Consider the following 26,298-nt stretch of genomic DNA (forward strand, 5'->3'; position numbering starts at 1 on the left):
ACTATCACCAAGATATTCTTACGCTTATTAGGTAACATAATGTCAAAGGCGGTGATAGTATGCGGATCCTTCTAGCTGAAGATGAAAAAAGAATGGCTGCAGCCATTGTGGCTCTCTTAAAGCAGGAAAAATACGACGTCGATCACATGGCGGACGGCGTATCCGCACTTCTCGCCCTAGAAAGCAATATGTACGACATCGCAATCCTTGATGTCATGATGCCTAAAATGAACGGCTTTGAAGTCTCTCGTAAAGCACGGAGTAAAGGAATCACCATCCCCATTTTGATGCTGACGGCAAAAAGTCAGCTGGACGATAAGGTCGAGGGTCTTGATAACGGTGCCGATGACTACCTGACAAAACCATTCCATACCGCAGAACTTCTCGCCCGCCTACGCGCTCTAGGGCGGAGAAGCTCTAACTTTCAAGATAGCGTTCTGCACTTTGGAGACCTCTCGCTTGATACTTCAACCGCAACGATTACCTGCAATTCTTCGGGACAGAGCGTTCGCTTGAGCGAGAAAGAATTGCGCATCCTGGAGTATATGATTGGAAGCCACGGTCGGATTGTGACGCGCGACCAGCTTGCCATTAAGATCTGGGGTTTTGAAAGCGACGCTGAATACAACAACGTGGAGGTGTATATGTCTTTCACGCGTAAAAAGCTGGCATTTGTCGGCTCAAAGGTAGAAATCAAAGCCGTTCGCGGTTTGGGATATGAATTGAGGGAACAAACTGTTTAGGAAATCCAAAAGAAAAATCATTCTCTCCATTATGGTGTCGCTTGTCCTGTTGTTCGTGGTGACGCTGTCCGTAATCCTGTTTGCCAGTTCTCGGGAAATCAGACAGAAAAACATGGACATGCTCAACCGTTATGCCGATCAGTATTCAATGCAGCAGAAATCGGAGACCGCTGGTCAGTCTCGCGCTGACAGCAAACCGGAGAACCAAACAGGAAATCAACCGAACAACCAACCGCAAAACAAGCCTGAGAATCAGCCTCCGGAAGACAAGCCAGACTACGAACTTTCCACGTTCTACTCTGTTACTTTTTCATCTGACGGAAACGTTCTCTCTGTTTTTGATGGAGAAAAAACAATCTATTCAAATGATGAGCTGACAACGCTTGCACGACAAATTTTGGACGAAGGCCACCCTTCCGGAAGAAAAGACAATCTCTCTTATGTGACACGTCAGAAAGACGGCTATACCCTTGTAGCATTTATGGACAACACGGTATCGGAAGGCGGCCTCAGAACGATGATGCGCAATGTTCTCATCGTAGGAGGAGCTTCCATTGTTGTACTGTTTTTCATTTCCGTGTTCCTGGCAGGACGAATCATCCGCCCTCTGGAAGAAAACGATACGAAGCAAAAACAGTTTATCTCGAATGCAAGCCATGAGCTCAAGACCCCAATTTCAGTAATTGGTGTTAACGCCGAAATATTGTCCCGGGAACTTGGCAAAAACGAATGGCTCTCTAATATCCAGTATGAGAATAATCGCATGGGCGAGCTGGTCGAGCAGCTCCTTGAGCTGTCGAGCGCAGAAAATAAAGAAGTGTCCATGGAAGAACTTGACTTCTCCCATGTTGTTACAGGAGAGGTTCTCGCCTTTGAAACACTTGCGTTTGAGAGAGGGAAAACACTTCAGAGCACTATTGAAAAGGAAATCACTCTTACCGGCAATCAGAATCAGCTTACGCAAGTTGTGGCCGTATTGTTGGACAATGCCATGAGACACACAACGGGAAATCAGATTGACCTGATTCTACAGAAGCGAGCACATAACGCCGTTCTCAGCGTTACCAATGACGGTGAAGAGATTCCACCTGAAAAATTGGAGCATCTTTTTGACCGTTTTTATCGCGTTGATGAAGCACGGAATAGTGAGGATCATCACTATGGATTGGGCCTCTCGATTGCAAAAGCGATTGTCGAGAAGCACGGTGGAAGCATTGAAGTTTCCTGCTCTGGAGGCAAGGTAACCTTTACCGTTTTGCTTCCAATCAGGCTTGTAAAGCATCATTTTTAAAAATTTTGCAAATTCAATCTTTGTTCAATCTTCGTTTTTTACTATGTCCTCGTCAGATGCAAGGAAGTAACAAACTTACTTCCTTGCATACATCAAATGAGACGCAAAGGAGGCGCTCATTATGAAATGGACGAGAAGAGACGTAGTGCTTGGTCTGCCTACCTTGATGGCTTTTAACCTTATCGGCTGCACGGCAAAGACCAATGCCGCCACGAACGATGAAACTGCAACTACCACAGAAACTGATAAAAAAGCATCCGGTGCCACACAGATTACTGCTGCCGAAATTCTGGATGGCTATGCATTCACCAGTACTGCTGCTGATGAAAATGCAATTCTTGTAAACACGGCAGATGAGGTGACTATAAGCAATTCAACTGTCGACAAGACCGGTGATTCCGATGGCGGAGACGACTCCAACTTCTACGGTAAAAACGCTGCAGTCCTCGTTGAGGGAGGTTCAACCACTACGCTCACAAACCTCACCGTTACTTCAGACGCAAAGGGTGCCAACGGCATCTTCAGCTACGGTGGCAACGGAGGTCACAACGGTGGTGACGGAGATGGTACCAAGGTCATCATCAAAGACTCCATCATCACGACAACCGGCGACGGCTCTGGCGGCACTATGACAACCGGTGGTGGCATCACCAATGCCTCTAATCTAACGGTTACCACCAACGGTCAGTCTTCTGCAGCTATTCGCACCGATAGAGGTGGCGGAACGGTTTACGTAGACGGCGGTACCTATACCTCAAACGGTCTTGGTTCTCCGGCCATCTACTCCACGGCAGAGATTCACGTTGCTAACGCTGCACTTGTCTCCAACCTCTCCGAGGGTGTTTGTATTGAGGGTTTGAACTCCATCGAGCTCACTGATTGCGACCTCACGGCAAACAACACCAAGTGCAACGGCAACGCAACCTTCATGGACACCATTATGATTTACCAGTCCATGTCCGGAGACGCCGCAAGTGGTAATTCAACCTTCGCTATGACCGGCGGATCGCTTACCAGTAAGAATGGCCACATGTTCCACGTTACTAATACAAACGCTGACATTGAGCTCAACGGTGTCAAGTTGACCAACGAAGACACCGCCAACGTTCTTATTTCTGTCTGCGACGACGGTTGGAATGGCGGCAACAACAAGGCCACCTTCAACGCTAAGGCACAGGATTTGACAGGAGCCGTTCTCGTTGGAAATAACTCTACGCTTGCTCTGAACCTTACCGAGGGATCCACGCTTGAAGGCTACGTTGACGGCAATATTGTTAACGCCGCTAATCAGACCGTTTCCACCGAAGTTGGCACCGTTACCGTAACGCTGGACACCAACAGTACTTGGACTTTGACAGCAGACAGCCACGTCACCGAGTTCACGGGTACTGCAACAAATGTTATTGCTAACGGACACACATTGTACGTAAACGACACGGCACTCACCGGAACTAACTAAGGGAGCCGCACAGCAAAAAAGAGCGGACTCTAGCAATGGCGGTTAAGTCTCAACCGCCATCGCCCCTCGCTATCGCTCGCATCTGAAATAGCATATTATTGTTATCAAGAGTTTTCCGTTTGCACGTATGTTTTGCGTATACAACTTATGGTGTCGCTGATTGATTATGTGTTACAACTTACTCTGCGAGACCAAGGAGAGAGGAACTATCATGGCATGCTTTCTTGTCAGCGGTGGAGAAGCCGTCGTAGTCACAGCTATTCGCGCTAAAGTTAAGAAGAAGGAAGAGCAAGAAGGCATCGTCGATGCCAAAGGCAACCAGCTGACAGATCCTTCTCAACATGGAATCTGCTGGACACGCAAACTGAGCTGGCTCATGAACATGCTTTGGGGCGGCGTGTTGCTTCTCTGCATTGAGCACATGTGGCACGGCGAGGTTGTACCGTTTCCTCCCTTCCTCACGGCTATGAATACTCCGGAAGAAATACCGGCCATGCTTGGTGAAATGGCAACGGTTGGCGTGAGTATGGCCATTCTCGTCACCACTGTCTGGTTCGTAACCACACTTGTTGCTGACTATACGGTTAAGCACACAACGCTTCTTACGGTTCAGGCAGCATAACCATGACCTTAGCTATTACACTTGCATGCGCGGCTGTCGCTACGGTACTTTGGTACGCAAAAGCTCCCGACAACTCCATGAGATTTGGCGTTCTTGCTCTTATGTATTGGGGTGCCGTGCTTATGTGGCTTGTCGATGGTATGTATCGCCTGTTAGATGGAGAACCGTTCATCGAGATAGTTGATGCTGCGGTCATGTTCAATGACGCGATGCTCGGATTTCTCGTTGCTATCGTAGGCCTTGCGGCCTGGACCGTGTACCTTGTTATCAAGGATCCCAAGCATGTTCTGAGAAAAACAACAACGCATGTATCATAAATGGTTCAAAAACGGAATTGCCTTTGCGATATTGATTTGGTCACTGGACATGCTCCACTGCTTCATCTCCCGAGTCTATCCAAACAGTAGCAATCCCACGTGGTAGGCCGCACATCCCAAAAGAAGCGCCGAACAAATATAGAAGGCAGCAGTTATACCAACCCACTTTGGTGAATGCGCCTCGGCAACAGTCATGGAACAGCTTGCGGCACACGGCACATTGAACGTAAATGCAAAGATAAATGCAAGCGCTTCTGGCGCCGAGATACGCGCGGCGATAAGCTCGCCAATGTTGGGTGCTACGGTCGCTGAACCTGAAACGGCACTCATAATAACCGCGTTAGGAGTCGATCCACCTGCAAACAACGCAGAAAATACTCCCACAGCCGACTCTTTGACGGCCAATGCACAGACCCAGGCAGTAAATGTTTCCCAACCCATACCAAAGATACGTGTCACCGGCTCAATCGCTATACCAATGGCATAAAGTGCGGAATCTTCTATGTTGCCGCTTGCAGTATAGGTAAGCAGCCAAATTCCCAATGTAAATACCGCCACCACTTTAAATGCACGGCGGAACATGCTCCAACATTTGATAAGTGCTCCACGCAACACGTTCTTCGCACGTGGTTTATGGTAGGGCGGAAGCTCCATAACGAGACCGGATCGATCTCCTTTGGGAACAAGATGCGGTCCGAAGATAATACCAATGAGCCACATAAGCAACAGGCTTACCGCGAATATGGCAACAATTACAAGCGGAGCCCCTACACCAAAGAAAGTCACAGCCAGCACGGGCACAATCCCCCACGTAGATCCGCATGGAATAGCCCAAGCCATCATCATCGTGAGCATACGCTGACCCCATGAGTCAATAACGCGCGCGCCTGAGACACCTCCCATGGTACAGCCAAAACACATAAGAAACGGCATGAGCGATTTGCCCTGCAAACCAAAACGAGAAAGCGTTTCATCAAACACATAGGAGATACGAGCCATGTATCCCCATTCCTCATATGCGAGAAACACGAGGTTAATGCCAAAAACGTAGCCTGTCATCATAACCGCGAAGCACAAGCTATTGGCAACAACACCCCAAAGTATACTGGCAAGAATCGCCGGAGCCCCTGCATTAATAAGCGCCGCTGCTGCCATTTGACCCAAACTGGATATGCCGCCACCCAAAAGCATGATAGGTGTCGCCGGAATGAACGCAAGTACGAAGCCAACCAAAATCATGGCAATGGCAAGCGGTTTTGATGCGCGCGATGCAGTGGCTAAGCGGTCAAAACGGGAAAGCGTATGAGTTGCCTCTGGTGCAGTCTCGGCGCCCTCAATGATCTTCTCGATCCACGCAAACTTTGCCGCACCACGCCCTTGGATGGTGTCAGCACGGTGAGACATCTCAATGTTCAACAACTTAGTATCGAGAAGAGGCTTCTTGCTCAGTGCGCAATCGATAGCCTCAAGTAGCACATCATAATTTGAACTTTCAGCCGCCACGAATGGCACAACAGGAATGCCAAGGCGCTGCTCAATTTTCTTCGCATTGATGCGTTTACCTTGTTGCTCAGCGACGTCCATGAGATTGAGTACAAGTACACAAGGCGCGTCAGGAGCAATACAGGCAAAGTCAGCCAGCATATACAGGCTGCGCTCAAGTTGGGAAGCATCAGCCATCACAAGGGTTACGTCAACCACTCCCGACGTCACAAAATCCGCAGTTATCTGTTCTTCGGGCGAATTCGCCGCGAGGCCATAAGCACCGGGCAAATCAACAACCTGATACGTTGCATCACCGCGACAAAATTCGCCTTCTTTACGTTCAACCGTCTTTCCCGGCCAATTGCCCACATGCTGACGAGATCCCGTGAGGCCATTGAACAGGGTTGATTTGCCCGAGTTCGGCTGCCCTAAAAGCGCTATGCACGCATCGCCACGTTTCGTAAATTCAACCGAACCATGCGAGCAGTGCTCACAAGAGGATTTTACACTTGCGCAGGCCTCACAGCTCATGAGAGAACCTCCACTTCGATGTTTTTGCAATCGGCACGATCAATGGCAACCACACTGTCTCGTTCAAACACAAGAAGCGGCCTCCGTTTGGCATTCTGCACCATTTCAATGGAACAACCTTCGGTAAGCCCTATGGCCGTTACGCGTGACACGAAGCGGTCTGTTCCCAAAACGGATGTGATTATCCCCTTTTGTCCCGTTTCCATCTCATTGAGTTTCATGTTATTTCCTTTAATCACGTAAGATGTATTGCTAAACACCTGTTAATTAAGGAGAATATCCAAGAAGTTAGATATATGCAACTCCATTTATCCTAAAATAGCTCCATATCTCGGATGTATTGTTAACGAAAAACAAGGCAGGAATCTATGAAAAACTCTTTGCTGTCCGATTTAGTTATCCGCAAGGGTATGACGCTTTCCTTCCAAAACGAGCGTGTGGTGGAACTGAGGCTCTCCGACCCTATCGGGAAAGGTACGATGACCGGGTATATACTTTCTCCTCATGTTGTGGTGTGTTTAGTAGATTTTGCATGCGAAGAATGTCCAAGTATGATGCCAGGAAGTCAGTTTTCTGGAAACGATATTGTGGAGCATATTAAAAACGCTACCAAGACTAATTCAGTTCCGAGAAGTACCAAAAACTCGGATGCCGACAAGTGGCTTTCAATTAACTACTGCATCGAAGGTCGTTGCGAGACCGATATCCCTCACGCAGGTGTTGCCGTGGTAAGTGAAACCGATGTATGCGTGAGCTTCTCTCATACGTCAAATGAAAACTACGAGCTGCCTCGTTCGTTTCGCTATCCCCTTGCACGATACGTTGGCATCGAAGTATTCGTATGCACCGAGGTTCTCAACGAACCTGAATTCAGTCTTTTGCGTGAACCGGGCAACGACGTAGTTTATGCATGGAGTCAGGCAGGTCCATCGGCAATATTTTCAGGTGACAAGGAGCTTATAGCCCAGATGAAACGTGCGAGTTCTGCAGCCCAATCAAGCGATTGGGTACAAGCAAAACTCGCAGTACTTGAGCTTCTTTGGACGCTCTCTCGTCGCGACTACAACTTGGCTAAGCCGCGAACGTTGCTTACACCGGCACAGTTGCACATGGCAAAGACAGCACACGATCTAATAGAATCCTCACCCACCCAGCCTCATGACGCGCGAGACATAGCCTCTGATATGGGCATTTCCGCAACCACGCTTAACGGTTATTTCCAAAAAATGTACGGCATGACAGTCGCTTCGTATGCGCGTCGACAGCGAATCCGCTTAGCCAAGGAAGCACTCATGCAGGGAAAACATGTTTCGATTGCGGCATGTGAAGCTGGGTACAGCAATCCAAGCAAATTTGCTGCCGCATTCAAACGCGAAACAGGCATGACACCTTCAGAGTTCCGAAAGCGATAATCAACCCCATGTGTTACGGAAGAATTTTATAATAAAAGTGAAAACAAGAAGCTTCTTTAATTTGAAGAACCTAAACGCGAATCATTAGCAGTTCAGGCAGAATCTATGACTCACAACTACTGTCCTTGGCAATCCTGTAACGAAACCTGTTATTCATCATTGGGTATGCATTGGGCATCTATAAAAAGTACCACGGATCAAACATCGGAGATACCCATAGAACACTCTGAATGGACAATGCTCTAGTCGTAGCAATCACCGGCTATATCGGAGGATAGCCACTACAACATATAAGAATGATTAACAAAAAAATAAATACGTTGATTTTCCTAGAAATTAAACGTATAGCGCTTACTATTTAATGACGCATCTTTAAGGTGTTATTAATGTATACAATATACCAAAATAGACGATAAGGGGATACCATGGATATTAAACCGTCATTGTGGTCGTTTGATGATTTCTTTAGTACAAGACCACGTTTAATAATACCGAGATTTCAACGTGAATATTCTTGGGAGGAAAAGAATTACAAGCAATATCTTAATGATATGTATCATTGTTTACAGATAGAAAATGACGAATTAATGGTATCTAATTATTTCCTTGGAAATATGTTGTTTGCCCCTCAAGATGCAAATAATAAAGATTCCTTTCTTGATGTAATAGATGGTCAACAAAGACTTACTACAATCACTATTCTTCTTTCAGCACTTGCAAAAACATTTAATGACATTGGAATGAATAAACAGGCAAGTAGAATTTTCGATTACTACATACTTCCATCTAACGATGATGATGACCCTCAACGTATTATTAGGACAAAAACTAGCGATCCCTACTTCGCGGATTTAATTCAACAAAAAAACATCGCTCTAGGAAAAGTTCCCATTGAGAAGCAATGTCAACCAAATAATGAGGAAGAAGAAACAATTAATAATACGTATCAGTTCTTTCTTAAGGCATTTGAAGAGAGGAGGGTTAGGAGTGATTTGTCAAATCAACTTAATTCAGGTAATTTGAATAAAATCGATTATAGTGACATCTTAAAAGCAATACGTAAACAAGTTCTTAATACTCAATTTATATCGATTGTTGTCAGCAGCCAAAGCGAAGGTTATAGATTGTTTGAGAGTCTTAATAGCAAAGGAAAACCTTTATCGAACGTTGATATGGTTAAAAATGCACTTTTTGAACTTTTGAATGAAACAGAGCCTTCTGATTTTGCTTCAAATATGTGGAATGAACTACATAACAACTTGGCCGGAACTCAGGTGTCATTGGCAGATTTTTATTATCTATTTTGGCGCTCTAGATATAACAATACTTCAGAGAATAAGCTGTACGATGCATTTAAAAAAGAAATAAAAAAGAACACAAAAGATTACAAGGAGTTTCTTGAGAGTTTAGTTAAAGCGTCTAGCCTACTCAAACAAGTCGTTAACCCAGATCTCAAATACTTTAAGAATAAAAAAGCATATATACCTTTTGTAAACAGTTTGAAACGCATTGATACTGAATTGGGCATACGTCAAGCACGTATTGTTTCGATTGCTTTATTCGATGCGTATGAAAGAACAATACTTAAACGTAAAGACCTCGAAAGTGTCGGCATCATACTGGAGGATTTTCTCTTTGCTTACACATCTGTTACATCAGGCAGGGCCAATAGGTATGCGGGGAAATTCTCTTCATTTGCTAGAGAGCTACATAAAATTACAGATAGAGACAGGGCGCTGAAGCTAATAGCTAAGTTAAGGGCTAACCTAGCAGAAAAGTATCCTGATAGAGATCAATTCATTGCTGGATATAAGAAACTCATATATTCTTCGAAAAGAACTACTAAATCTAGTGAAAATATGAAGGCAAAATACGCTTTACGTAGGTTGTCTGACTTCTATACAAGTGGCTATACCTTAGTGGAGCCAACAGTAGAACATATAATGCCAGACAATGGGACATCTCCATCTATTTTAATTGGCAATCTTTTAATGATTGAAGGATCGCTCAACGGAAAAGCGGATACCTTGGACTTTAAAGAAAAGATAAAAATATTCAAGGATTCAAAGAGTGATTTTGTTAAGGACTTCACAAGAACTTACCAAGATTGTTCCAGCTGGAACGATCAGACGATTGCCAATCGAATGGAACAAATGGCTGAGATAACCTATGATCAAGTGCTGACTTCTTTTATTGAAAATAGAAGTAGCCATTGATAATTGGCACAGTTCTCAGGTTTTGAACTGTACTTCAAAACTTGAACACGTTTCTTTTATCCGATCACTAGTTTTTCATGCACCTAATCCTTCTCTTGCTGGCACTTACCAAAGACTCCAACAAGCTGTTTGAGCCATGCAAGAGAAGCTAGTCCAAGCTTATAAATGTGATTGCTCACTATTCAGACTTAGGAGGAATGTTCAAATCAAGCTCTGTTTTCTGCTTTTGTTCCGTTACAGTACCGTCCTTTGCACTGTTATAAGCAGTAGTCAAAATGGCTTTTGGATTAGAAATTCCTACAAGAGATCCTGGAGTCTTTGAAACATTAGGTATAAAGAAATAGAATTTCTCGCCAGGCTCTACAAACGTATTGCCGCTGGCATTGAGAGGTCCCGTTATGTCGCCAAGCCAAAATTCTGTATAGAGAACATCTGAATACTTATTGATAATCTCAAAAACGTAACCCTCTTGAGAAGTTCCCGGGACCTGAGCAACAGCATATAGGCTCATGTGTAACTTTTCAGTATCAATAAGAGTCTTATTAACCTCTCGAGTTATTTCAAATTTCTTTTCTTTTAAGTCATTAAACGTAGACGTATGGGGAATGGTGCCCTTGTTGGTCAGCTGGTCAAAAGGTTCGTAGGCAACACTTGAGTAGTCTCCTGCGGTTTTTGAAACTTGCTTAAGCTCAGCATCCGTTTCATCCGAACCCTTAAGTCTTAACCTACCTGTACTTGTATTGATGCTGCCTGTAAAAGTACCTGCAGTTCCTTCAAGGGTAACCGTAATTTTACCATCACCGTCAGCAGTCCAAGTAAATGGTTTCTGCACCCCAAAGCGGATAAACGTGCCAGTACCATCCTCAGCAAAATTAAAAGCATATATTGCCTGGAACTGTTCGCTGATCTTAGAGTATCCCTCCTCAGCCATGGTGCCTTGTTTAGGATCATAGATATCGTATGCTTCCCAAACGCCTACAATCTGTCCGGCTGAACTTTTGTTTTCCTTGGCAGCTCCCTTGTTTTCTGAAGAACACGCAGCAAGTACTCCTGTTACAGAAAGTACCAACGCAAGTACACACGCTAACAGCATTTGACGCTTTTTCATAGAACATCCTTTCAGGGGTGCAGTGTCAAAGCAAAAAATATAAGTTTCTAACAAATTAATATGTTACAACAAAATTTAATAAATCAGAAAATTTTAGATTCTCCATATCTCCGTTCATATCTTCGCGAAGTATGTTACGACATACGACAACACGCTAATTCACTACAAGCTTGTAGCCATCCTCTGACTTTTGTATTCTCCAGGTTATGGACGTAGCCGAACTCACCAATGATGCATCATGTGAAACAAGTAAAAGCGCTCCTGGATATACGGACAGCAGTCGCTCAAGAGCCTCTGTGGATCCAAGGTCAAGATAATTCGTTGGCTCATCCATCACAAGAAGTTCGGGTGATTCCAAAATCCCTAACGCAAGCATGAGCTTTCTCATTTCACCTGGACTTACGGTATCTCCCTCAAGAATACAATCTGGATCTGAGTTGAGCTGCGCCACAATGGAAAGCACTTGCCCACGCTGGGCACTTGAAAGCTCTCTCATCTTCTTCAACGTTTTTTCTTTCTGCAGCATATCCGGTTCCTGAGGAATATACAGTACCTTTGTATCGGCGCAACCCGTATTTGCAGAGGTTGCGTCCATGAGACTCGTGTTAATAAGGCTTGTATCAGCGGAAATGCTCGCGATAATTTTCTTAACCAAAGTAGTCTTACCAGATCCATTGTCTCCAACAAGTCCAATATGATCTGTATTTCCAATAAAGAGTGCCGGCAAGCTGAGCAAAGATTCACCAACGGCAATACGACCGGGTCCCATCCTAAAAAGGACCTCTCGCTTACTCGGCTCGGCGTTAAGCCACACGTGAGCGTCATATCGTTTTTCAACCTTACTGTCAGCAACGTCATCCTCAGCTTTTCCAAGTCTGCTCTGCATACGAGCGGACAATTTGCCTGCCTTCCCGTCTTGACCGGAAATAATGTAGTGGCGCCTTTTTGCTCTCGCATCGCTATCGTTTTTCGTAATGCCCTTCCCGCTCCTACGCGCTTGCACCCGAGACGCCTCTTCTCGACGGCGCTGAGCTTCTCGCTCTGTTCGTACCTTTTCTTTTTGTGCTATTTCTCGAGCATGAATTGCGCTTGAACGCTCTAAAGCGACCTGAGAGAATGCCTGTGAATATCCGCCGGGCCGCATGGTAGCTGTACCGTTTGCTATGAACAGACATTGCGAACAAAGTGCGTCGAGAAGTACTCGGTCATGCGAAATGAGTACTCCAATGCCTTTGAACTTTGACAACGCTGTAAACAAAGCATGCCGAGTGGATGCGTCTACATGGTTGGTGGGCTCATCAACAACAAGCACATCGGGAGCGGACCACAACGCACACGCAACCTGGAGTCGCTTCTGCTGTCCGCACGAGAGCGTGTTATACCGCCAAGGCCACTCGTCTTCTATGGACAACTCATTTCTCAACTTTATCGCCGCCCGATCGTAGGCCACAGCAAAGTCTTCGAGATTGCCCGGAGGTTCCTCTGTGCTTTGAGCGCAATATGTCGAGAAAAGCGAAGGACTCACAACTCCCACATCAGGCTGCAGAAAGCCGCACACAACACGTGCAAGTGTTGTTTTTCCGGAGCCGTTATCGCCGACAAAACCAGTCCAGCCTGCAGGAAGCGTAGCGGTCACATTGCGTATAGTAGGTTCAACTGCCAACGGATAGGTATATTCAATATTCGATAGATTAAGCTGCATGTTACCTCGGTTCTGCCGAAGGCTATGCGGAGCAGCATGCAAATTATGAGCTTCAACTGTATCTACCTTTGAATATATCTAACTGCAAAGATATCGTTATTTAGCGTGTGTTAAGACATGAATAAGCGATGCTGCACCCGTAATAGCCGTCGGCGACGTTACGTGTATTCGGGTTTATGAGTATCGCTAGTTCTTCATGCACCTGATCCCTTCTCGTACCGGCGCTTGCCAAAGGCTCCGGCAGACTGTTAAAACCATAGTAGCTTTGGAAACGCATTAAGACAAGAAAGCCTTGATAGGGCGAGAAGCCCATCTATTGGTTCGTGTATCTGAGATCTATCCGACAACAGGACCTTCATCACGCGTTTCACCAAATCTCTCAGCATCAACGATTCTCTATTAAAATCTTTTCTTTCCGAATGACAGGGATGCTAAAAGCTATGATTTCTGCCAGTATCGTAGCAAGTACATCGTATAAATCAAATACTGCACTCGTATTAATACATGGCAATAGCTCGTTAATAAAAGACATGAATATGACAGAAACACATATACAAAACAGCACTTTCTTAGAAAATTCAATATTTGAGAAGGCCTTACTTTCACCAAATACTGGACTAAAGAGCTGTTTTAACATGGCTGTTGCAATCCACGCCCCTCCAAAACTGGGTGTAAAATAAAATATAGGTACAACTGAATTGATTGAATAATAGTGTCTTAAAAGTATTGTTATCAGCCAAATCAACAATCCCAAGATTGCCATAATTTCAATGGAACTAATTTCTATTGCTCTTTTATCCAAATGTAGCACCCCCCCTTATTACATTATAATTTACCAATCACCACTTCTATAAAAGCCTTACGCCAAAATCATAAAGTAGTGATTGCGGACACTATGCAGCGCGTTTACCAGTGATTTGTTGTGTATTCAAGTATTAAAATCTTTGACGCAGTCATAGTCTATTCTTCTGCTTCCCAACGTTCTTATCGCCTATCACCATAAAAGACTTGAGCGCAGGTATACACTTCCTGCCTAAAATTACAGAGCAATATTTCACCTTGGCAAAAATTAGATTCCCCAAACGGGAACTGCCTGAACGGTTCGTGCGATGAGGTATGGCTCTGAAGTTTGGCAAACAACATGACCAAAGCCTACCTCATAACCGGGAAGGTTTTCAAGGCAGACAAAATTCTTCACAGCATCCTTTCTCACTGTCGCTGATACCTTTACCTCAACAGGATGTAGAATATGCCCATCTCGAATAACGAGGTCAATTTCTCTTTTCTTGGCATCGCGATAGAACCAGACATCGTGCAGACTTTTTCCTGAGTTCATAAAGCTTTTAAGAATCTCGGAGACGACAAACGTCTCAAAGATGTGACCTGCTGCTGCGCCATTTCGCAACTGATCAGGTGTCGTCCATCTGGTTAGATGACATACGAGACCGGTATCCATGAAAAAAATCTTCGGGGTCTTCGTCAGACGCTTGTCGATATTTGGCCAAAACGGTTCGATAACGCGCACGATATTGGAAGCCTGAAGAACTGAGAGCCAAGCTTTGACCGTCTTATGATCCACGTCGACGGCGTTTGCAATATCAGAGGCATTCAGAAGCTGACCGGTCCTTGCTGCACATGCAACCATAAAGCTGTAAAACTTTGCTTCGTTCTTTACGCTAACAAGTTCGCGAACATCGCGCTCAAGATAGGTAGCCACGCAGTCAGTGTAGAAGAGATCCCAATCAATATTGGGATCTTGCAGCTCTGGCATCGAACCCCGATGAATTAAGTTCCAAACGTCCGTCAAGGGCGAATTCAAAGAATCGGCCATCACTTCTGGGATATAAGGATGGGGGTTGGAAGAATTACCGGAGAGTTCCCTCAGACTCAAACCGGGCATCTCTAAAATCCGTATCCTTCCAGCTAGGGACTCGCTCACACCCTTCATAAGATGATATGTTTGCAAACCGGTAAGTACAATGCGACCCTTTTCCTCCGATTGATCAACGATCCATTTTATCGGCGAGAAGAGCTCTGGCACGCGCTGCACTTCATCAATAATAAGCGGAAGGGTCTTTGATTCGAAAAAGAGAACAGCGTCCTCTTTGGCAAGAAGATAGTCCCTGGGATTTTCCATCGAAACATAGTTAAAGTCATTACCGAGATGCTGTTTGAGTACGGTTGTCTTTCCAACCTGGCGAGCACCGGTCACAAGCACAACTTTTCCCTGCTTTAGCATTGCGTCAATCGTTGGTTCAATTTCACGCTTTATATACATACAAGGACCTCCCAGCAACAGGAGGTCGTTTTCTCATTGGTATTCAATGTTGTCAAATTTGGGAATTATATTCCCAAATTTATCTTTCTCTTCTGGCTTTCGCGGGTTTCTTTTCCGGAAGCTCAGCATACATACCATCCAGAAGTTCCAGAACAAGCGCCGTATCTTCAAATCTATCAAATACATGCATTAGTGTCTTTGAGCCTTCATACGGATAACGCAATTCTGAATCAGCAAGTAGCCTATCCGATGTAGGAGTTCTCTTCAAAAACAGTTCATTATCGCCAATATCGCCTATCAACTTGCCATTAAGATACACAAGATATCCGCCCATCATGGATCGTATAACGATATCGCCTGCTACAGAAAAGACTTCACGAACATATTCATTGAATTCATTCACCTTGATTGCGCTCCCATCAAATTTGAATTTGCACGACTCAGCCGAAGCAGTCTTAGCAGATGCTTCTCCCCAAGTACCAGACGGATGCATTCGTCAATCGGACTCAACGCTTAAAACCTGCAAGGTCATGAGTTATACACCGACCGGATCACCATACTCGCGCAACACAGCGTCGCGGTTAACGATCCACTGTTTCCCATACTTGCAGGCGTCCACACCCGGAACTATCTTACCGTACGCAACGGCCTTACGCAGCGTGGATTCGCTCAAGTCCCAGAGCTCACTAGCATCCGAGAACGATATAAGTCCGTCGAAAGGCGTTGTCACCTCCGCGCCGTTTTCCCACAGCTCATCACAAGAGAGGTCAAGGTCGTCATTCCAGACAATACCATAGCCTCCTTGGTCCACCTTTACGTCTCTGAACAGAGTCTTGTCTTCCAGTATTCTGAAGGCAGAAAAACGCTGCATAAGTGGAGACACATCGTAGATTTTTGTAGTGCCGTTGGTAAACTGAACACTCAACTTTAGGTCAGCCAAAGCAGAGACATCCTTTACCTTATGGAATTTCATAGTGCGCCTCCTTTAGTCAAGCGGATCGAGCTTCTTGAATTCCTGTATCTCCCATCCCGTTGCTACTTTGTTCACCTACAAACTGGATAAAATAAAGACGTAAAAATGTTAATAGCGGAGATTTTAAGTTGCAACTACTCCCACTCGATCATCGCGTAGCCCGTTTTCATGTACTCAACAGGATGAATGAGCTGGTGAAATGATGCTTTCAGCTCATCGGATGACTACATACCTATTGTTTATGGTGAAGCTTCATCGTCGCGAGTAGATGAGTTCCAAATTCACATGCCTCGTCGCAACAAAACCTCGCTAATCGCATGCGCTCCTCAGAGGTTGGCTCTTTCCCCGATTATGCGAACAGCGTCCATGGCATCCACCACTGAGACCGCGGAGGCATATGGATTCAGACGCGTATATGCGCTCCATATGCGGGCAATTACATCGGAGCCTTCAATCTCTCGACTAACAAGCTCATAGTCTTTCATAATGTCTGAAGAACCGCGATGCTCAGATGTCCGCTGTACAGCCTCCCGCAGCGTCTCCCAGTCAATCGTCTGTTCGTATAGTCTTACGAGCGTGGCGAGGTCGTACAGATCTCGGGCACGCGTGGTAGCGACACCACGCTTCACTACCGCCTCGAACTTCTCTGCGATACACGTCTCTAACGGATACGATATCAAATGAATCGATCCCTCCCCGAACAGGGTGGGGAACTGGTATTCAATCTCCCTCGGGATGATGACGTCACCCGTCGTGACATCAACCTTCAATGGCGTCCTCATACGCCCGAATGTCGCAGTCAGATGCGCACGCAATCCGCCGTAGTCGTCGTCCTTGCGGATGGGCTCTACTCGCTCGAACGCAAAGGTAATCCCATCTCCCAGGTTGATGGAACAAATATCTCGCATGGCAGCCGCAACTGTCTCTTCACTCACCGTCAGAGCTCTAATAGTCGCATCTAAATCCATGGTGGTGCGCTGGACCACACCCATCATCGAGGAAAGAAGCAGCCCTCCCTTGATGACGAAGTGTTCACGGTACTGCGTCCTCTCTAGTCTCATAAGAAGATGCTCGAAGAAATAGCGTTGCATGATCTCCTGGGCTGAAAGGCCGTGCTCCTTTGCCAGAGTCTTCGCTTTACCTCTCAGGCTTGCATCGCTGAGGATTGTCATGACAGCACCTCCAAGTACATCTGAATCTCTGCGGTTGCGTTCATGACCTTTGCATAGCGCATCAGCTGGGGCAAGTCCTTCTCGGGAGAGTCAAAGTACGCATTCATGGCCTGTCCGAGAAGTTGGGTGTCAGCCTCGCCGCGTCTGCGCGCCATCACAAGGTCACAGATGCTGCGTTCGCGGTCGTGAAACAGCAGCGGTGTACCCGCGGGAGACTCGCCTTGCACCACACCCAGACCATAGAGCCCCTTGCCCTCATGCGAGACAAGGCAGTTGGAGAACTCCCCTACTATGCCATCTTCCTTGTATCCCCGGGGGAGCGAGACCTCGTACACACCCGGCACGATATCAGTCATGCCGTGGAGGTAGAGCGAGCTACTGCAACGAAAGACGACCTTCGGCCAGCGAAGCGAGATGACGGCAAAGTCATCTAGCGGTGTATCCGCGAGTGCGAAGACCCCACGGCTCTCCTTGATCGCTACACCCTGGGAGACGAGCAGCTGCAACATGCTCGATGAGAAGCCCGCCTCACGCACTTGTTTGGTGGTGATGCGACCGGCGCTTTCATGCATGAACTCTATGAGGTCGTCCTTCTTCGTTTTTCCTCCAATGGTAAGATATACAGCAATCATACTGATAATATAGTATATATTATCATATTTGAATATTGGATATTTCTGCAAGAGAGGATCTCGATTCTTCGATTAATTGAAGGTTGCAATTTTCAGCCTGATACTTGCGGCGTATGTAATGAAAAAGAATCCTGGTGGGGTTGTGTATATATACAAGCACATCTTTTTCCGTTACGCCTTCTATTAAACCTCCCAGACGAGCATGTACGCTTTCTACGATTCCATGATAGTGGTTGTTTCGCACAATGAGAGAGCTATTACAAAGAATCGTCACTCTCGCATTACTATGCCGGTTTTCGGGGCCGAAAAAGCAAGGTGACTACAAAGTTGACAACATGGCTTGGGTCAAAACAGGCGTGCGGCTATAAACGCGGTGAAAAGACTCTTCGTGCTTTGGCATGTTTTGGCATCTAGTCGCTTCTCTTGGCAGGGAGTAGCAACGCGCCACCCCAGCGCAGTGGAGTGAAGAGCATTTCTGCAAGTTAACACCCATAATCACAACCACCCGCATAGCGGGTGGCTTTATGTTTCGAGCGTTACTCACGCTCAACAGGCTAAAGCCTTGAGTAAAAATGGCCTCCTCTAATACGAAGAAGCCATCTAGGGCGAGCGATGGGAGCGTTGTGCCTATTTACCCACGAGGAGGAAAAGGATCATTTCCGTGCGAGTCGCGTGCCCTAATCTTTCCGTCAACTCCATGAATGTAGAGTTCGCTATTTTGATTATGGCTGACGTTTCGACCGATGCTAATTGCTTCGGCTTGGGTGTTGGTTACACGGTATGCCCTTGACGCCCCCTCGGTCTTGACTTGCCAGGTTCCGTCGGAACGCCGTGTTACATGTTGATTTTTGGAAGCCATAGTGCCTCCTTCCTGTTGCCTCTGCGCGAAAGCAGATTTATAATGGCAACGGTCAGTTGCGTTTGTTCGACAATAGACTGCTGGAGCCCCGCTGCCACGGGGCTTTGTTTTTGACGACTGAATAACGTTTAACGCTATCAGCTCACCATCGCTCAGGATGAAGATACATCCTTCGATATATAAAGTCAAGTCTTATGTGTCTCAATATTGTAAATATGTGTCCCATATTGTACAATTCGAATTAGAAAGAAATAGGAGGAAGCCGTGAAGAAAAGAAACGTGATCAATCTGATTCGATACCATTCGGAGAGAAATGAGCCGGCATTTCGCGCCGAGGCTCTCGCTATCGCGCAGGAATTCGACAAGGCTGGTGATGCACAGCTCTCCGAATACATCATGGCTCTTCTCTCCGATGTCAACACTTTTATCCCTCAGATGGACGAGGCTCCATGCTTCCTGAGCGCGGTAAGTCCCGCAGTGTCGGCGTTGCCCTTGCCGGAAGTCATCGCTTCGGACATCTCAGGCATCACCAATGCCATTCGCGGCAATGTTGGAGTAAACAAATTTCTGTTCCAGGGACCTCCTGGCACAGGCAAGACCGAAGCTGCTAAACAAATTGCGCGAATCTTGAACAGGGATATGTTCATGGTTGACTTTGACCTGCTCATAGATAGCAAGCTTGGTCAAACCGGAAAGAATATCGACGCTTTATTCTCCGAGATTTCCAGTTTTAGGCACCCGGAAAAGGTTATCGTATTGTTCGATGAGATAGATGCGCTTGCACTAGATAGAAGCAGCAACAACGACGTTCGCGAGATGAGCCGAGCCACCTCCATCCTCCTACGTGAACTCGATCGGCTGGATGACTCCATTGCCCTCATCGCAACTACCAATCTCTTCGATGCTTTCGATAGAGCTTTGGTCAGAAGGTTTGACGCATGCGTGAGTTTTGATAGATATTCACAGGACGACCTTATCGAAATTGCAGAAACCATCACAATCGAACTACTTGCAAAGTTCAAAAATGTTGGTAGGGACATGAGACTTTTTAAAAAGATTCTTTCACTATCTGACTGCCTCCCTTTTCCAGGCGACCTAAAGAATATAATTAAATCTGCTATAGCTTTTTCTGATCCAGAAAACGAATACGACTACCTCAAGCGCCTATACAAACAATTCGCAAATTCCGCGACCATAGATATTGACATATTGAAAAAACAAGGATTTACAATCAGGGAAATGGAGAAGCTCACAGGTATTTCTAAGAGTACGCTCTCTAGACAGTTGAATGGAGGAAACGATGAGTAATGCAATTCTACAATTACGAGGTACCTTTAACCAAAAACGAAACTCGTCGCGCCCTGGTCCGCCATCGCTCCCCACCCGAAAAACTGTATCTTCAAAAAAAGTGAAGACTCTTAGAAATTCTCTTGCTCAAATACAGGAATACTGGGAGGGTTTCAAACACGATTACAAACCCCTTATTGCAATTCGATATGAGAGAATCATTGCGAAAAGCGGCCGTGTGAGAAGACTACTATCCGAATCAGAATCAAGTTCATCTAATAACACTATCGTCGGAGTAAGATTTTATGACAATGGCAAATTTAGACAGCATGTAATTACTCATTGTGTAAGCAAACACTCTCTCAAAGCTGCTATCAAAGATTTGTATAACCTTGCCCTTTGCATTGATAAACTTTGTGGAGGAGAGGTCACCTCGGAGCAGTTGAAAAAGATTAATGAGCAGAAGACTTCTTTCAATCATTTGCCCTTGTCCCGGAGCGCTTTCTCTAGACTTGTCGTTGACGTATGTCATATTGAATGTTTTGAACTAAACGTCCCTGAGGAATCGATTGAAGAACCGTCTATGGTTACCTTGTATAAGGGAACGGGTATTAACAATACAGAATTCCTAAGAGAAATTGGAATATCAGAACTAAATCTTCGTACCTATGATGAATCGACTTACCTTTTAACTCCCGATCAGTACAAACTTCTCTACAATACTGCACCTCAGTTAATTGCAATGGCAATAAAAGATATGAACGAGATTCCACATGACGAAATTATGGGAATTGAAAACGACCGCGGAACGATTCCATTACCAAGCAGTGAACCATGGATTGGTGTGCTCGATACCCCATTTAACAACAATGTTTACTTTTCTGATTGGGTTAAGGCAACTGTGGAGGTTGACTCTGAACTTATAGTACCTAGTGATTATTCTCATGGGACTGCAGTGAGCTCTATCATCGTAGATGGTCCTTCCTTAAATCCAGAGATGGATGATGGATGTGGACGTTTTCGTGTCCGTCACGTCGGCATCACAGTAGATAGAAAGTTTAGCTCCTTCACGATTGTTCGAGAAATCGAAAAAGCTGTCATCAAATTTCCTGAAATTAAAGTTTGGAACCTGTCACTCGGATCATTCCTTGAATGTCCAGAAAATTTTGTCTCTGTAGAAGCTTCCGCTCTTGACAGAATCCAGGTAGAGCACGATGTGATTTTTGTGATTGCTGGCACAAACGACAAAAAATATTCAAAGGAAAAAAGGATTGGGGCACCTGCTGACTCCATCAACTCTCTTGTCGTAAACTCCGTGAGAATGGATGGCTCTCCTTGCTCCTACTCAAGAAAAGGACCGGTGCTCTCGTTTTTCGGAAAGCCAGATGTCTGCTACTACGGCGGTGATAAAGATCAGCCTATATGCGTCTGTCAGGAACCAGATAGAACAGCGCTGGTTTCGGGAACTTCGTTCGCCGCTCCGTGGATATCAAGAAAGTTGGCTTATTTGATTCACATCGTCGGGTTCAGTAGAGAAATTGCAAAAGCATTGATTATTGACTCAGCTAGTAGTTGGAAACAAAGCGAAAATCCTCGTTATCTCGGTTACGGAGCTGTACCAAAACGAATCGAAGATATTCTCTCGACTTCAGACAATGAAATTAAGTTCGTCATAAGTGGGACATCTGAATTGTTTGACACATATACACATAACATTCCAGTGCCAGTCGTCCATGACAAACATCCTTATTATGCAAAGGCAACACTTTGCTACTTTCCGCATTGCGAACGAAGCCAGGGAGTTGATTACACAAATACGGAAATTTCTATAACGTTTGGACGCTTAAATGGTGAAAAAATTAAACCTATCGACAACAATATTCAAGATCTTGAAGGGTCTTTTACCTACGAAGAAGAAGCGAGAAAGTTCTTCCGTAAATGGGACAACATCAAGCATATTGCGGAGGAAATTAATCCCAGAGGACGAGGAAAGAAGAGCTACGAGAATGGGTTGTGGGGCATCAGTCTAAAAACCAAAGAGCGACTTGACAAGAGTTTTGGAGAGAACATGCGCTTCGGACTCGTTGTGACACTACATGCAATTGACGGCGTAAATCGTATTGATGAATTCATCCAACGATGCTCTTTCCGTGCTTGGATTGTCAATAAAATTAATATCGAAACCCAGGTAAATATCTTCAATGAAGCAGAACTAGAAATAGAATTTGAATGAAAAGAGCGAGTTCTGCAGCAAGTTTGAGTAGAGGAAAACAATTAGAGAATATAGAAAAAGCAGCTGATAATCAGCCTTAAGTGCCAAAAGAATTGTAGAGAGATTCTGTTCTCAATAAAGCGAGAAAAGTTTGAAGGCAATTAGCAAGTTGCCAGCAATACTGAGGAGTTGAAGTCTTATAGTGAATTGAATGAAACCCTAGGCCGGCTGGGTTTCATTCAATTCGAAACCTTCTTAGGCTTTATTCCCACTCAATGGTCGCGGGCGGCTTTGGCGTGATGTCATACGCAACGCGGTTCACACCGGCAACCTCACCAACAACGCGAGAAGAAATACGACCCAAGAGCTCATACGGCAGCTTTGCCCAGTCCGCAGTCATGGCATCACTCGACTCAACCGCACGCAGAATCACCGGACGGGCATACGTGCGCTCATCGCCCATAACACCCACGCTGCGGATATCGGGTAGCACGGCAAAGTACTGCCAGACGCTGTGTGCGGAGTTGCGCTCGCCCGTTTCTTTGAACAGGCGCGCATTATAAGCATCAATCTCTTCTCGCACAATGGCATCGGCGTTGCGCAAGATCTCCAGTTTCTCAGGCGTTACCTCGCCAATGATGCGGATGGCAAGACCGGGACCTGGGAATGGTTGCCTGTATACAAGGTTCTCTGGCAAGCCAAGAGACACGCCCAGCTCACGAACCTCGTCCTTGAAGAAGTGATCGAGAGGTTCAATCAAATCAAAGTGAACGCCTTCGGGGAATGGAATCAGGTTGTGGTGGCTCTTGATGGTCGAAGCCTTGCCACCCGTCTTCCGGGCACCGGATTCAATAATGTCAGGGTAAATGGTCCCCTGCGCCAAGAACTGAACGCCGTCCAGCTTCTGAGCCTCCTCAAAGAAGACCTTCCAAAACTCGGTGCCAATGAGTCGCCGTTTCTGCTCCGGCTCGGTCACTCCGGCAAGCAGCTTTGCATAGCGCTCCTCTGCGTGCACGTGCACCAGCGGCACGTTGAACTGCGTGCGGAAGACCTGCTCAACCATCTCCGGTTCACCCTTACGGAGCATACCGTGGTTCACAAAGACACAAGTCAGCTGGTCGCCGATGGCACGGTGGACAAGAGCCGCAACAACGGAAGAGTCAACGCCACCGGAAAGCGCCAAAATGACGCGACCGTTACCCACCTTCTGACGAATCTCTGCCACCTTCTGCTCAATGATGTTGTCCATGGTCCACGTCGGCTCAAGGCCGCAGATATCAAAGAGGAAGTTGGAAAGCATCTGAGAGCCAAACTCGGTGTGATTGACCTCAGGGTGAAATTGCGTGGTATACAGCCGGCGTGCAGGATCCTCCATGGCTGCCACGGGACAAACGTCGGTGGAAGCGGTTACGATAAAGCCCTCGGGCACAGATGAGACCGCATCGCGATGGCTCATCCACACGGTCTGCTTGTCAGGAGTACGGTCAAAGATCTTGCTGCGTGAACCAGCCTCGTTAAGCGACAGACGCGCCGGTCCATACTCGCCCTTCTCGGTGTGTCCAACCTCTCCACCTAACGTTGCCGCAATGATCTGATGGCCGTAGCAAAAACCAAAGACCGGCACGTCAAGTGCTAGCACGTTCGGATCGATATGCGGAGCGTCCTCGGCATAGACGGAAGCAGGACCTCCGGACAAAATCAACGCCGAGGGCTTCATAGCACCCAGCTCATCGGCAGAAATATCACACGGAACAATCTCGGAGTACACGTGTAAATCACGCACACGACGCGCAATCAATTGCCCATACTGGGCGCCAAAATCAAGCACGGCAACAAACTGCTGGGGCCTTGCCTCATTCATGAAATCTCCGCTTCTCCGGCAACGCCGGGCTTCTCGCCAGCGTAATCCCTGCACTGGCAACTTGTTGTGCCTTTCCATGATACATTTCCTGTACGATATTCCTCACAAGAAAACGTCTCTGCATATGATTTTTCGACAGTTTGGCGTATAGTGATAGGCCAACCATCGGGCAAAATGAACACTACACGCAAAGGAGTCCCCGTGGCCAAGTGGTTTTCAAAGAAGTCCAAACACATGCGCGACTTCGATGAGGACGCGGCTGGTATACATGCCAACCACGCTGATATGGATGCTTTTACCAGGGCTGAGCCATCGACGACTCCGCAAACGCTCGGCAATGCGCGGCAAGCAAGCGTCGCTTCTGCTCGCGAAGCCCAAGGCACCTTTGATTCCCCGTTTACTCGTGAGCCTTTAATTGGCAACACCAACGCACAAGACAACTGGCAAGCGAGAAGTACTGAAGACTCAGAGCCTCATACGGCACGACGCGCCTACGCCGCACCGTCTTCAGAGCCCACGCATACCCATCATGCACGAATTGGCGTTGCTCAGCATGCAAAAAGCCGGGCCGAGGGCGTGAGTGCTTACGCTCAAAAAAGACGTGGATCTAAAAAACACCGCAAACTTAAGATCTTTTTCGGCATCTTTGCAACCCTGTTAATTGTGGCAAGCGCCGTAGCTCTGTGGTGGCTTTTTGATACAAATGCCAAGCTCCGTAATGGCTTGGATGCCAACCTCCAAAACGCGCTGGTAAAGGCCAAAGATTCCGACCCGTTTTATATGCTTCTCTTAGGTGTCGACAAGGACGAAGACAGATCCGAAAATTGGGGCAGCGACACCTCAAACTTTCGCGCAGACACCATTATCTTAGCGCGAGTTGACCCCAAGAATAAAAAGATCACTCTCATTTCCATCCCCCGAGATACCATGGTTGACATGGGAGCTGACGGCAAGCAGAAAATAAACGCTGCCTATTCACTAGGCGGTGCAGCGAACATGGTCAAAGTGGTTTCCAAATTCGCCAACGTCAATATCTCGCATTATGCCGAAGTTGACTTTGAATCTTTTACCAAGATTGTCGATTCCATCGGTGGCGTTGACGTCAACCTTCCGCAGCCGGTAAAAGACGTACAATACGCCGGCATTGACCTCCCCGCCGGTGAGCAGACCTTAAACGGCGAACAGGCGCTCGGACTCAGCCGCAGTCGCCATGCATACGACGACTATGGTGGAGGAGATTTTTATCGCGCAGCCAACCAGCGTATGATTCTCATGGCCATTGCGAAAAAGGTCCTGAAGCTTGATCCCGCCGCCATGGCTTCCGCGGTATCACAGATTGCCGACAGCGTTACCACCGATATGAGTGTCACCGATATCGTGGGGCTTGCCCTCCAGTTCCGCGGCATCAACACCGCAGAGGACATGTATTCGGGGCGTACTCCCACAGAGTCTCAGCTCATTGATGGCGTATGGTATGAAATAGTCGACAAGGACGCTTGGCGCACAATGCTCAGCCGCGTGGAGAAGGGCCTGCCTCCACTTGAGGATGCAAACACCGACGAAACAACCGGCGTTACCGGAACCGTTGCAGGCGATCCCTCCGCAGAGTCTTCCATTAAGCCCGACTACACCGGTGACGTTGCCGTTATGAATGGCACCGACAAGCAAGGCCTCGCGGCACAAAAAGCAGCGGCTCTTAAAACCGCGGGATATAATGCATTTGCCGAAAATTCAGACGAAAATCTTGATTCTTCCAGTATTATTTACGACGGCACGAAAGAAGGTCGCGCAAAGGCATACGGTGTAGCGAAGACACTGAATATTCCCACGAGCGCCATCAAACCAAATGACGGTTCGTATCCCACTGACGTGGATATCACCGTTATTCTCGGAGCAGAACAGATAACGTAAAGGAGTACCAAAATATGAGCAATCTTGATATGACACCGATCATTACCATCCTTGCCGGAGTCATCTTGGTTCTACAGTCCATCTACATCGCCCTTGCCTTAAAGAAAGGCTGGACAATCAGGGTAAAACCTATTTGGCTCCTTTTGTGGGCAATTCTTCTTGTTGGCGGTATCTACTCGATGATTACCGGAAACCGCTTCATCCAGTAGCCAAAACTATAAAATCTG

At 46.5% G+C, this 26,298-nt stretch carries 23 protein-coding genes; 11 read left to right on the top strand and 12 right to left on the bottom strand.

Annotated elements, in window-relative coordinates; translation table 11 throughout:
- Positions 1-59 precede the first annotated feature (59 nt).
- From ATORI0001_RS05730 to ATORI0001_RS05750, 5 genes are all read left to right on the top strand, one after another.
- Positions 60-743 carry a response regulator transcription factor gene (locus ATORI0001_RS05730; RefSeq protein WP_003150119.1) on the top strand — a complete coding sequence of 228 codons (684 nt, stop codon included), beginning with the start codon at positions 60-62 and terminating at the stop codon, positions 741-743.
- 31 nt (positions 744-774) lie between these two features.
- On the top strand, positions 775-2,034 hold the full coding sequence (locus ATORI0001_RS05735) for a sensor histidine kinase (RefSeq protein WP_003149738.1): 1,260 nt from the start codon (positions 775-777) through the stop codon (positions 2,032-2,034).
- A 121-nt stretch (positions 2,035-2,155) separates the two neighbouring features.
- Positions 2,156-3,493, top strand: coding sequence for a hypothetical protein (locus ATORI0001_RS05740; RefSeq protein ID WP_003149969.1), 1,338 nt, complete (start codon positions 2,156-2,158; stop codon positions 3,491-3,493).
- Between the two features lie 211 nt (positions 3,494-3,704).
- A complete protein-coding gene (locus tag ATORI0001_RS05745) occupies positions 3,705-4,115 on the top strand; it encodes a hypothetical protein (protein WP_003149807.1) in 411 nt (136 codons plus the stop codon).
- A 2-nt stretch (positions 4,116-4,117) separates the two neighbouring features.
- A complete protein-coding gene (locus ATORI0001_RS05750) occupies positions 4,118-4,432 on the top strand; it encodes a hypothetical protein (RefSeq protein ID WP_003150008.1) in 315 nt (104 codons plus the stop codon).
- A 75-nt stretch (positions 4,433-4,507) separates the two neighbouring features.
- On the opposite strand, the gene feoB is transcribed toward ATORI0001_RS05750, so the two are convergent.
- Both feoB and ATORI0001_RS05760 read right to left on the bottom strand, forming a co-directional pair.
- Positions 4,508-6,448, bottom strand: a complete 1,941-nt coding sequence (gene feoB, locus ATORI0001_RS05755; protein WP_003150056.1) for a ferrous iron transporter B — start codon at positions 6,446-6,448, stop codon at positions 4,508-4,510.
- On the bottom strand, positions 6,445-6,669 hold the full coding sequence (locus tag ATORI0001_RS05760) for a FeoA family protein (protein WP_003149845.1): 225 nt from the start codon (positions 6,667-6,669) through the stop codon (positions 6,445-6,447). The genes feoB and ATORI0001_RS05760 overlap by 4 nt, the downstream gene beginning before the upstream one ends.
- Before the next feature lie 147 nt (positions 6,670-6,816).
- Here ATORI0001_RS05760 and ATORI0001_RS05765 point away from each other — a divergent pair, with 147 nt between their 5' ends.
- Both ATORI0001_RS05765 and ATORI0001_RS05770 read left to right on the top strand, forming a co-directional pair.
- Positions 6,817-7,860, top strand: a complete 1,044-nt coding sequence (locus ATORI0001_RS05765; protein WP_003149905.1) for a helix-turn-helix domain-containing protein — start codon at positions 6,817-6,819, stop codon at positions 7,858-7,860.
- Between the two features lie 425 nt (positions 7,861-8,285).
- Positions 8,286-10,076 (top strand): GmrSD restriction endonuclease domain-containing protein, encoded by a 1,791-nt coding sequence (locus ATORI0001_RS05770; RefSeq protein WP_003149716.1) that lies wholly within the window; start codon positions 8,286-8,288, stop codon positions 10,074-10,076.
- Positions 10,077-10,254: 178 nt separating this feature from the next.
- Here the strand turns inward: ATORI0001_RS05770 and ATORI0001_RS08000 are convergent, their stop codons facing one another.
- The 9 genes from ATORI0001_RS08000 to ATORI0001_RS05815 form a co-directional block, all read right to left on the bottom strand.
- Positions 10,255-11,184 carry a lipocalin-like domain-containing protein gene (locus ATORI0001_RS08000; protein ID WP_003149840.1) on the bottom strand — a complete coding sequence of 310 codons (930 nt, stop codon included), beginning with the start codon at positions 11,182-11,184 and terminating at the stop codon, positions 10,255-10,257.
- 154 nt (positions 11,185-11,338) lie between these two features.
- Positions 11,339-12,886, bottom strand: a complete 1,548-nt coding sequence (locus ATORI0001_RS05780) for an ATP-binding cassette domain-containing protein (RefSeq protein WP_003149997.1) — start codon at positions 12,884-12,886, stop codon at positions 11,339-11,341.
- 385 nt (positions 12,887-13,271) lie between these two features.
- Positions 13,272-13,688, bottom strand: a complete 417-nt coding sequence (locus tag ATORI0001_RS05785) for a hypothetical protein (RefSeq protein ID WP_040324639.1) — start codon at positions 13,686-13,688, stop codon at positions 13,272-13,274.
- 267 nt (positions 13,689-13,955) lie between these two features.
- Positions 13,956-15,164 carry an ATP-binding protein gene (locus ATORI0001_RS05790; RefSeq protein ID WP_003149877.1) on the bottom strand — a complete coding sequence of 403 codons (1,209 nt, stop codon included), beginning with the start codon at positions 15,162-15,164 and terminating at the stop codon, positions 13,956-13,958.
- Between the two features lie 79 nt (positions 15,165-15,243).
- Positions 15,244-15,567 (bottom strand): TfoX/Sxy family protein, encoded by a 324-nt coding sequence (locus tag ATORI0001_RS05795; RefSeq protein WP_003149861.1) that lies wholly within the window; start codon positions 15,565-15,567, stop codon positions 15,244-15,246.
- Positions 15,568-15,699: 132 nt separating this feature from the next.
- A complete protein-coding gene (locus ATORI0001_RS05800) occupies positions 15,700-16,137 on the bottom strand; it encodes a DUF2442 domain-containing protein (protein WP_003150102.1) in 438 nt (145 codons plus the stop codon).
- Between the two features lie 326 nt (positions 16,138-16,463).
- Positions 16,464-17,309 carry a nucleotidyl transferase AbiEii/AbiGii toxin family protein gene (locus tag ATORI0001_RS05805; protein WP_003149925.1) on the bottom strand — a complete coding sequence of 282 codons (846 nt, stop codon included), beginning with the start codon at positions 17,307-17,309 and terminating at the stop codon, positions 16,464-16,466.
- Positions 17,306-17,941 carry a type IV toxin-antitoxin system AbiEi family antitoxin domain-containing protein gene (locus ATORI0001_RS05810; protein WP_003149980.1) on the bottom strand — a complete coding sequence of 212 codons (636 nt, stop codon included), beginning with the start codon at positions 17,939-17,941 and terminating at the stop codon, positions 17,306-17,308. Before ATORI0001_RS05810 ends, ATORI0001_RS05805 begins: the two co-directional genes overlap by 4 nt.
- Before the next feature lie 631 nt (positions 17,942-18,572).
- Positions 18,573-18,800, bottom strand: coding sequence for a DUF2188 domain-containing protein (locus ATORI0001_RS05815; protein WP_040324597.1), 228 nt, complete (start codon positions 18,798-18,800; stop codon positions 18,573-18,575).
- Positions 18,801-19,064: 264 nt separating this feature from the next.
- Here ATORI0001_RS05815 and ATORI0001_RS05820 point away from each other — a divergent pair, with 264 nt between their 5' ends.
- Both ATORI0001_RS05820 and ATORI0001_RS05825 read left to right on the top strand, forming a co-directional pair.
- Positions 19,065-20,108 (top strand): ATP-binding protein, encoded by a 1,044-nt coding sequence (locus ATORI0001_RS05820; RefSeq protein ID WP_003149899.1) that lies wholly within the window; start codon positions 19,065-19,067, stop codon positions 20,106-20,108.
- Positions 20,101-22,320 (top strand): S8 family peptidase, encoded by a 2,220-nt coding sequence (locus tag ATORI0001_RS05825; RefSeq protein ID WP_003150029.1) that lies wholly within the window; start codon positions 20,101-20,103, stop codon positions 22,318-22,320. The genes ATORI0001_RS05820 and ATORI0001_RS05825 overlap by 8 nt, the downstream gene beginning before the upstream one ends.
- Positions 22,321-22,561: 241 nt before the next feature.
- Here the strand turns inward: ATORI0001_RS05825 and guaA are convergent, their stop codons facing one another.
- Positions 22,562-24,160 (bottom strand): glutamine-hydrolyzing GMP synthase, encoded by a 1,599-nt coding sequence (guaA, locus tag ATORI0001_RS05830; protein WP_003149890.1) that lies wholly within the window; start codon positions 24,158-24,160, stop codon positions 22,562-22,564.
- 201 nt (positions 24,161-24,361) lie between these two features.
- Here guaA and ATORI0001_RS05835 point away from each other — a divergent pair, with 201 nt between their 5' ends.
- Positions 24,362-26,071: an LCP family protein gene (locus tag ATORI0001_RS05835; protein WP_003150018.1), complete on the top strand. Its 1,710-nt coding sequence runs from the start codon at positions 24,362-24,364 to the stop codon at positions 26,069-26,071.
- 14 nt (positions 26,072-26,085) lie between these two features.
- Positions 26,086-26,280, top strand: a complete 195-nt coding sequence (locus tag ATORI0001_RS05840) for a hypothetical protein (protein WP_003149996.1) — start codon at positions 26,086-26,088, stop codon at positions 26,278-26,280.
- Positions 26,281-26,298 lie beyond the last annotated feature (18 nt).

It is taken from the genome of Lancefieldella rimae ATCC 49626 (assembly GCF_000174015.1).
Classification (GTDB): domain Bacteria; phylum Actinomycetota; class Coriobacteriia; order Coriobacteriales; family Atopobiaceae; genus Lancefieldella; species Lancefieldella rimae.

Excerpts from the sequence above, each read along its gene's own strand:
- ATORI0001_RS05730 (WP_003150119.1), top strand. The coding sequence starts at position 60 with ATGCGGATCCTTCTAGCTGAAGATGAAAAAAGAATGGCTGCAGCCATT.
- ATORI0001_RS05735 (WP_003149738.1), top strand. The coding sequence starts at position 775 with ATGGTGTCGCTTGTCCTGTTGTTCGTGGTGACGCTGTCCGTAATCCTG.
- ATORI0001_RS05740 (WP_003149969.1), top strand. The coding sequence starts at position 2,156 with ATGAAATGGACGAGAAGAGACGTAGTGCTTGGTCTGCCTACCTTGATG.
- ATORI0001_RS05745 (WP_003149807.1), top strand. The coding sequence starts at position 3,705 with ATGGCATGCTTTCTTGTCAGCGGTGGAGAAGCCGTCGTAGTCACAGCT.
- ATORI0001_RS05750 (WP_003150008.1), top strand. The coding sequence starts at position 4,118 with ATGACCTTAGCTATTACACTTGCATGCGCGGCTGTCGCTACGGTACTT.
- feoB (WP_003150056.1), bottom strand. The coding sequence starts at position 6,448 with ATGAGCTGTGAGGCCTGCGCAAGTGTAAAATCCTCTTGTGAGCACTGC.
- ATORI0001_RS05760 (WP_003149845.1), bottom strand. The coding sequence starts at position 6,669 with ATGAAACTCAATGAGATGGAAACGGGACAAAAGGGGATAATCACATCC.
- ATORI0001_RS05765 (WP_003149905.1), top strand. The coding sequence starts at position 6,817 with ATGAAAAACTCTTTGCTGTCCGATTTAGTTATCCGCAAGGGTATGACG.
- ATORI0001_RS05770 (WP_003149716.1), top strand. The coding sequence starts at position 8,286 with ATGGATATTAAACCGTCATTGTGGTCGTTTGATGATTTCTTTAGTACA.
- ATORI0001_RS08000 (WP_003149840.1), bottom strand. The coding sequence starts at position 11,184 with ATGAAAAAGCGTCAAATGCTGTTAGCGTGTGTACTTGCGTTGGTACTT.
- ATORI0001_RS05780 (WP_003149997.1), bottom strand. The coding sequence starts at position 12,886 with ATGCAGCTTAATCTATCGAATATTGAATATACCTATCCGTTGGCAGTT.
- ATORI0001_RS05790 (WP_003149877.1), bottom strand. The coding sequence starts at position 15,164 with ATGTATATAAAGCGTGAAATTGAACCAACGATTGACGCAATGCTAAAG.
- ATORI0001_RS05800 (WP_003150102.1), bottom strand. The coding sequence starts at position 16,137 with ATGAAATTCCATAAGGTAAAGGATGTCTCTGCTTTGGCTGACCTAAAG.
- ATORI0001_RS05805 (WP_003149925.1), bottom strand. The coding sequence starts at position 17,309 with ATGACAATCCTCAGCGATGCAAGCCTGAGAGGTAAAGCGAAGACTCTG.
- ATORI0001_RS05810 (WP_003149980.1), bottom strand. The coding sequence starts at position 17,941 with ATGATTGCTGTATATCTTACCATTGGAGGAAAAACGAAGAAGGACGAC.
- ATORI0001_RS05815 (WP_040324597.1), bottom strand. The coding sequence starts at position 18,800 with ATGGCTTCCAAAAATCAACATGTAACACGGCGTTCCGACGGAACCTGG.
- ATORI0001_RS05825 (WP_003150029.1), top strand. The coding sequence starts at position 20,101 with ATGAGTAATGCAATTCTACAATTACGAGGTACCTTTAACCAAAAACGA.
- guaA (WP_003149890.1), bottom strand. The coding sequence starts at position 24,160 with ATGAATGAGGCAAGGCCCCAGCAGTTTGTTGCCGTGCTTGATTTTGGC.
- ATORI0001_RS05840 (WP_003149996.1), top strand. The coding sequence starts at position 26,086 with ATGAGCAATCTTGATATGACACCGATCATTACCATCCTTGCCGGAGTC.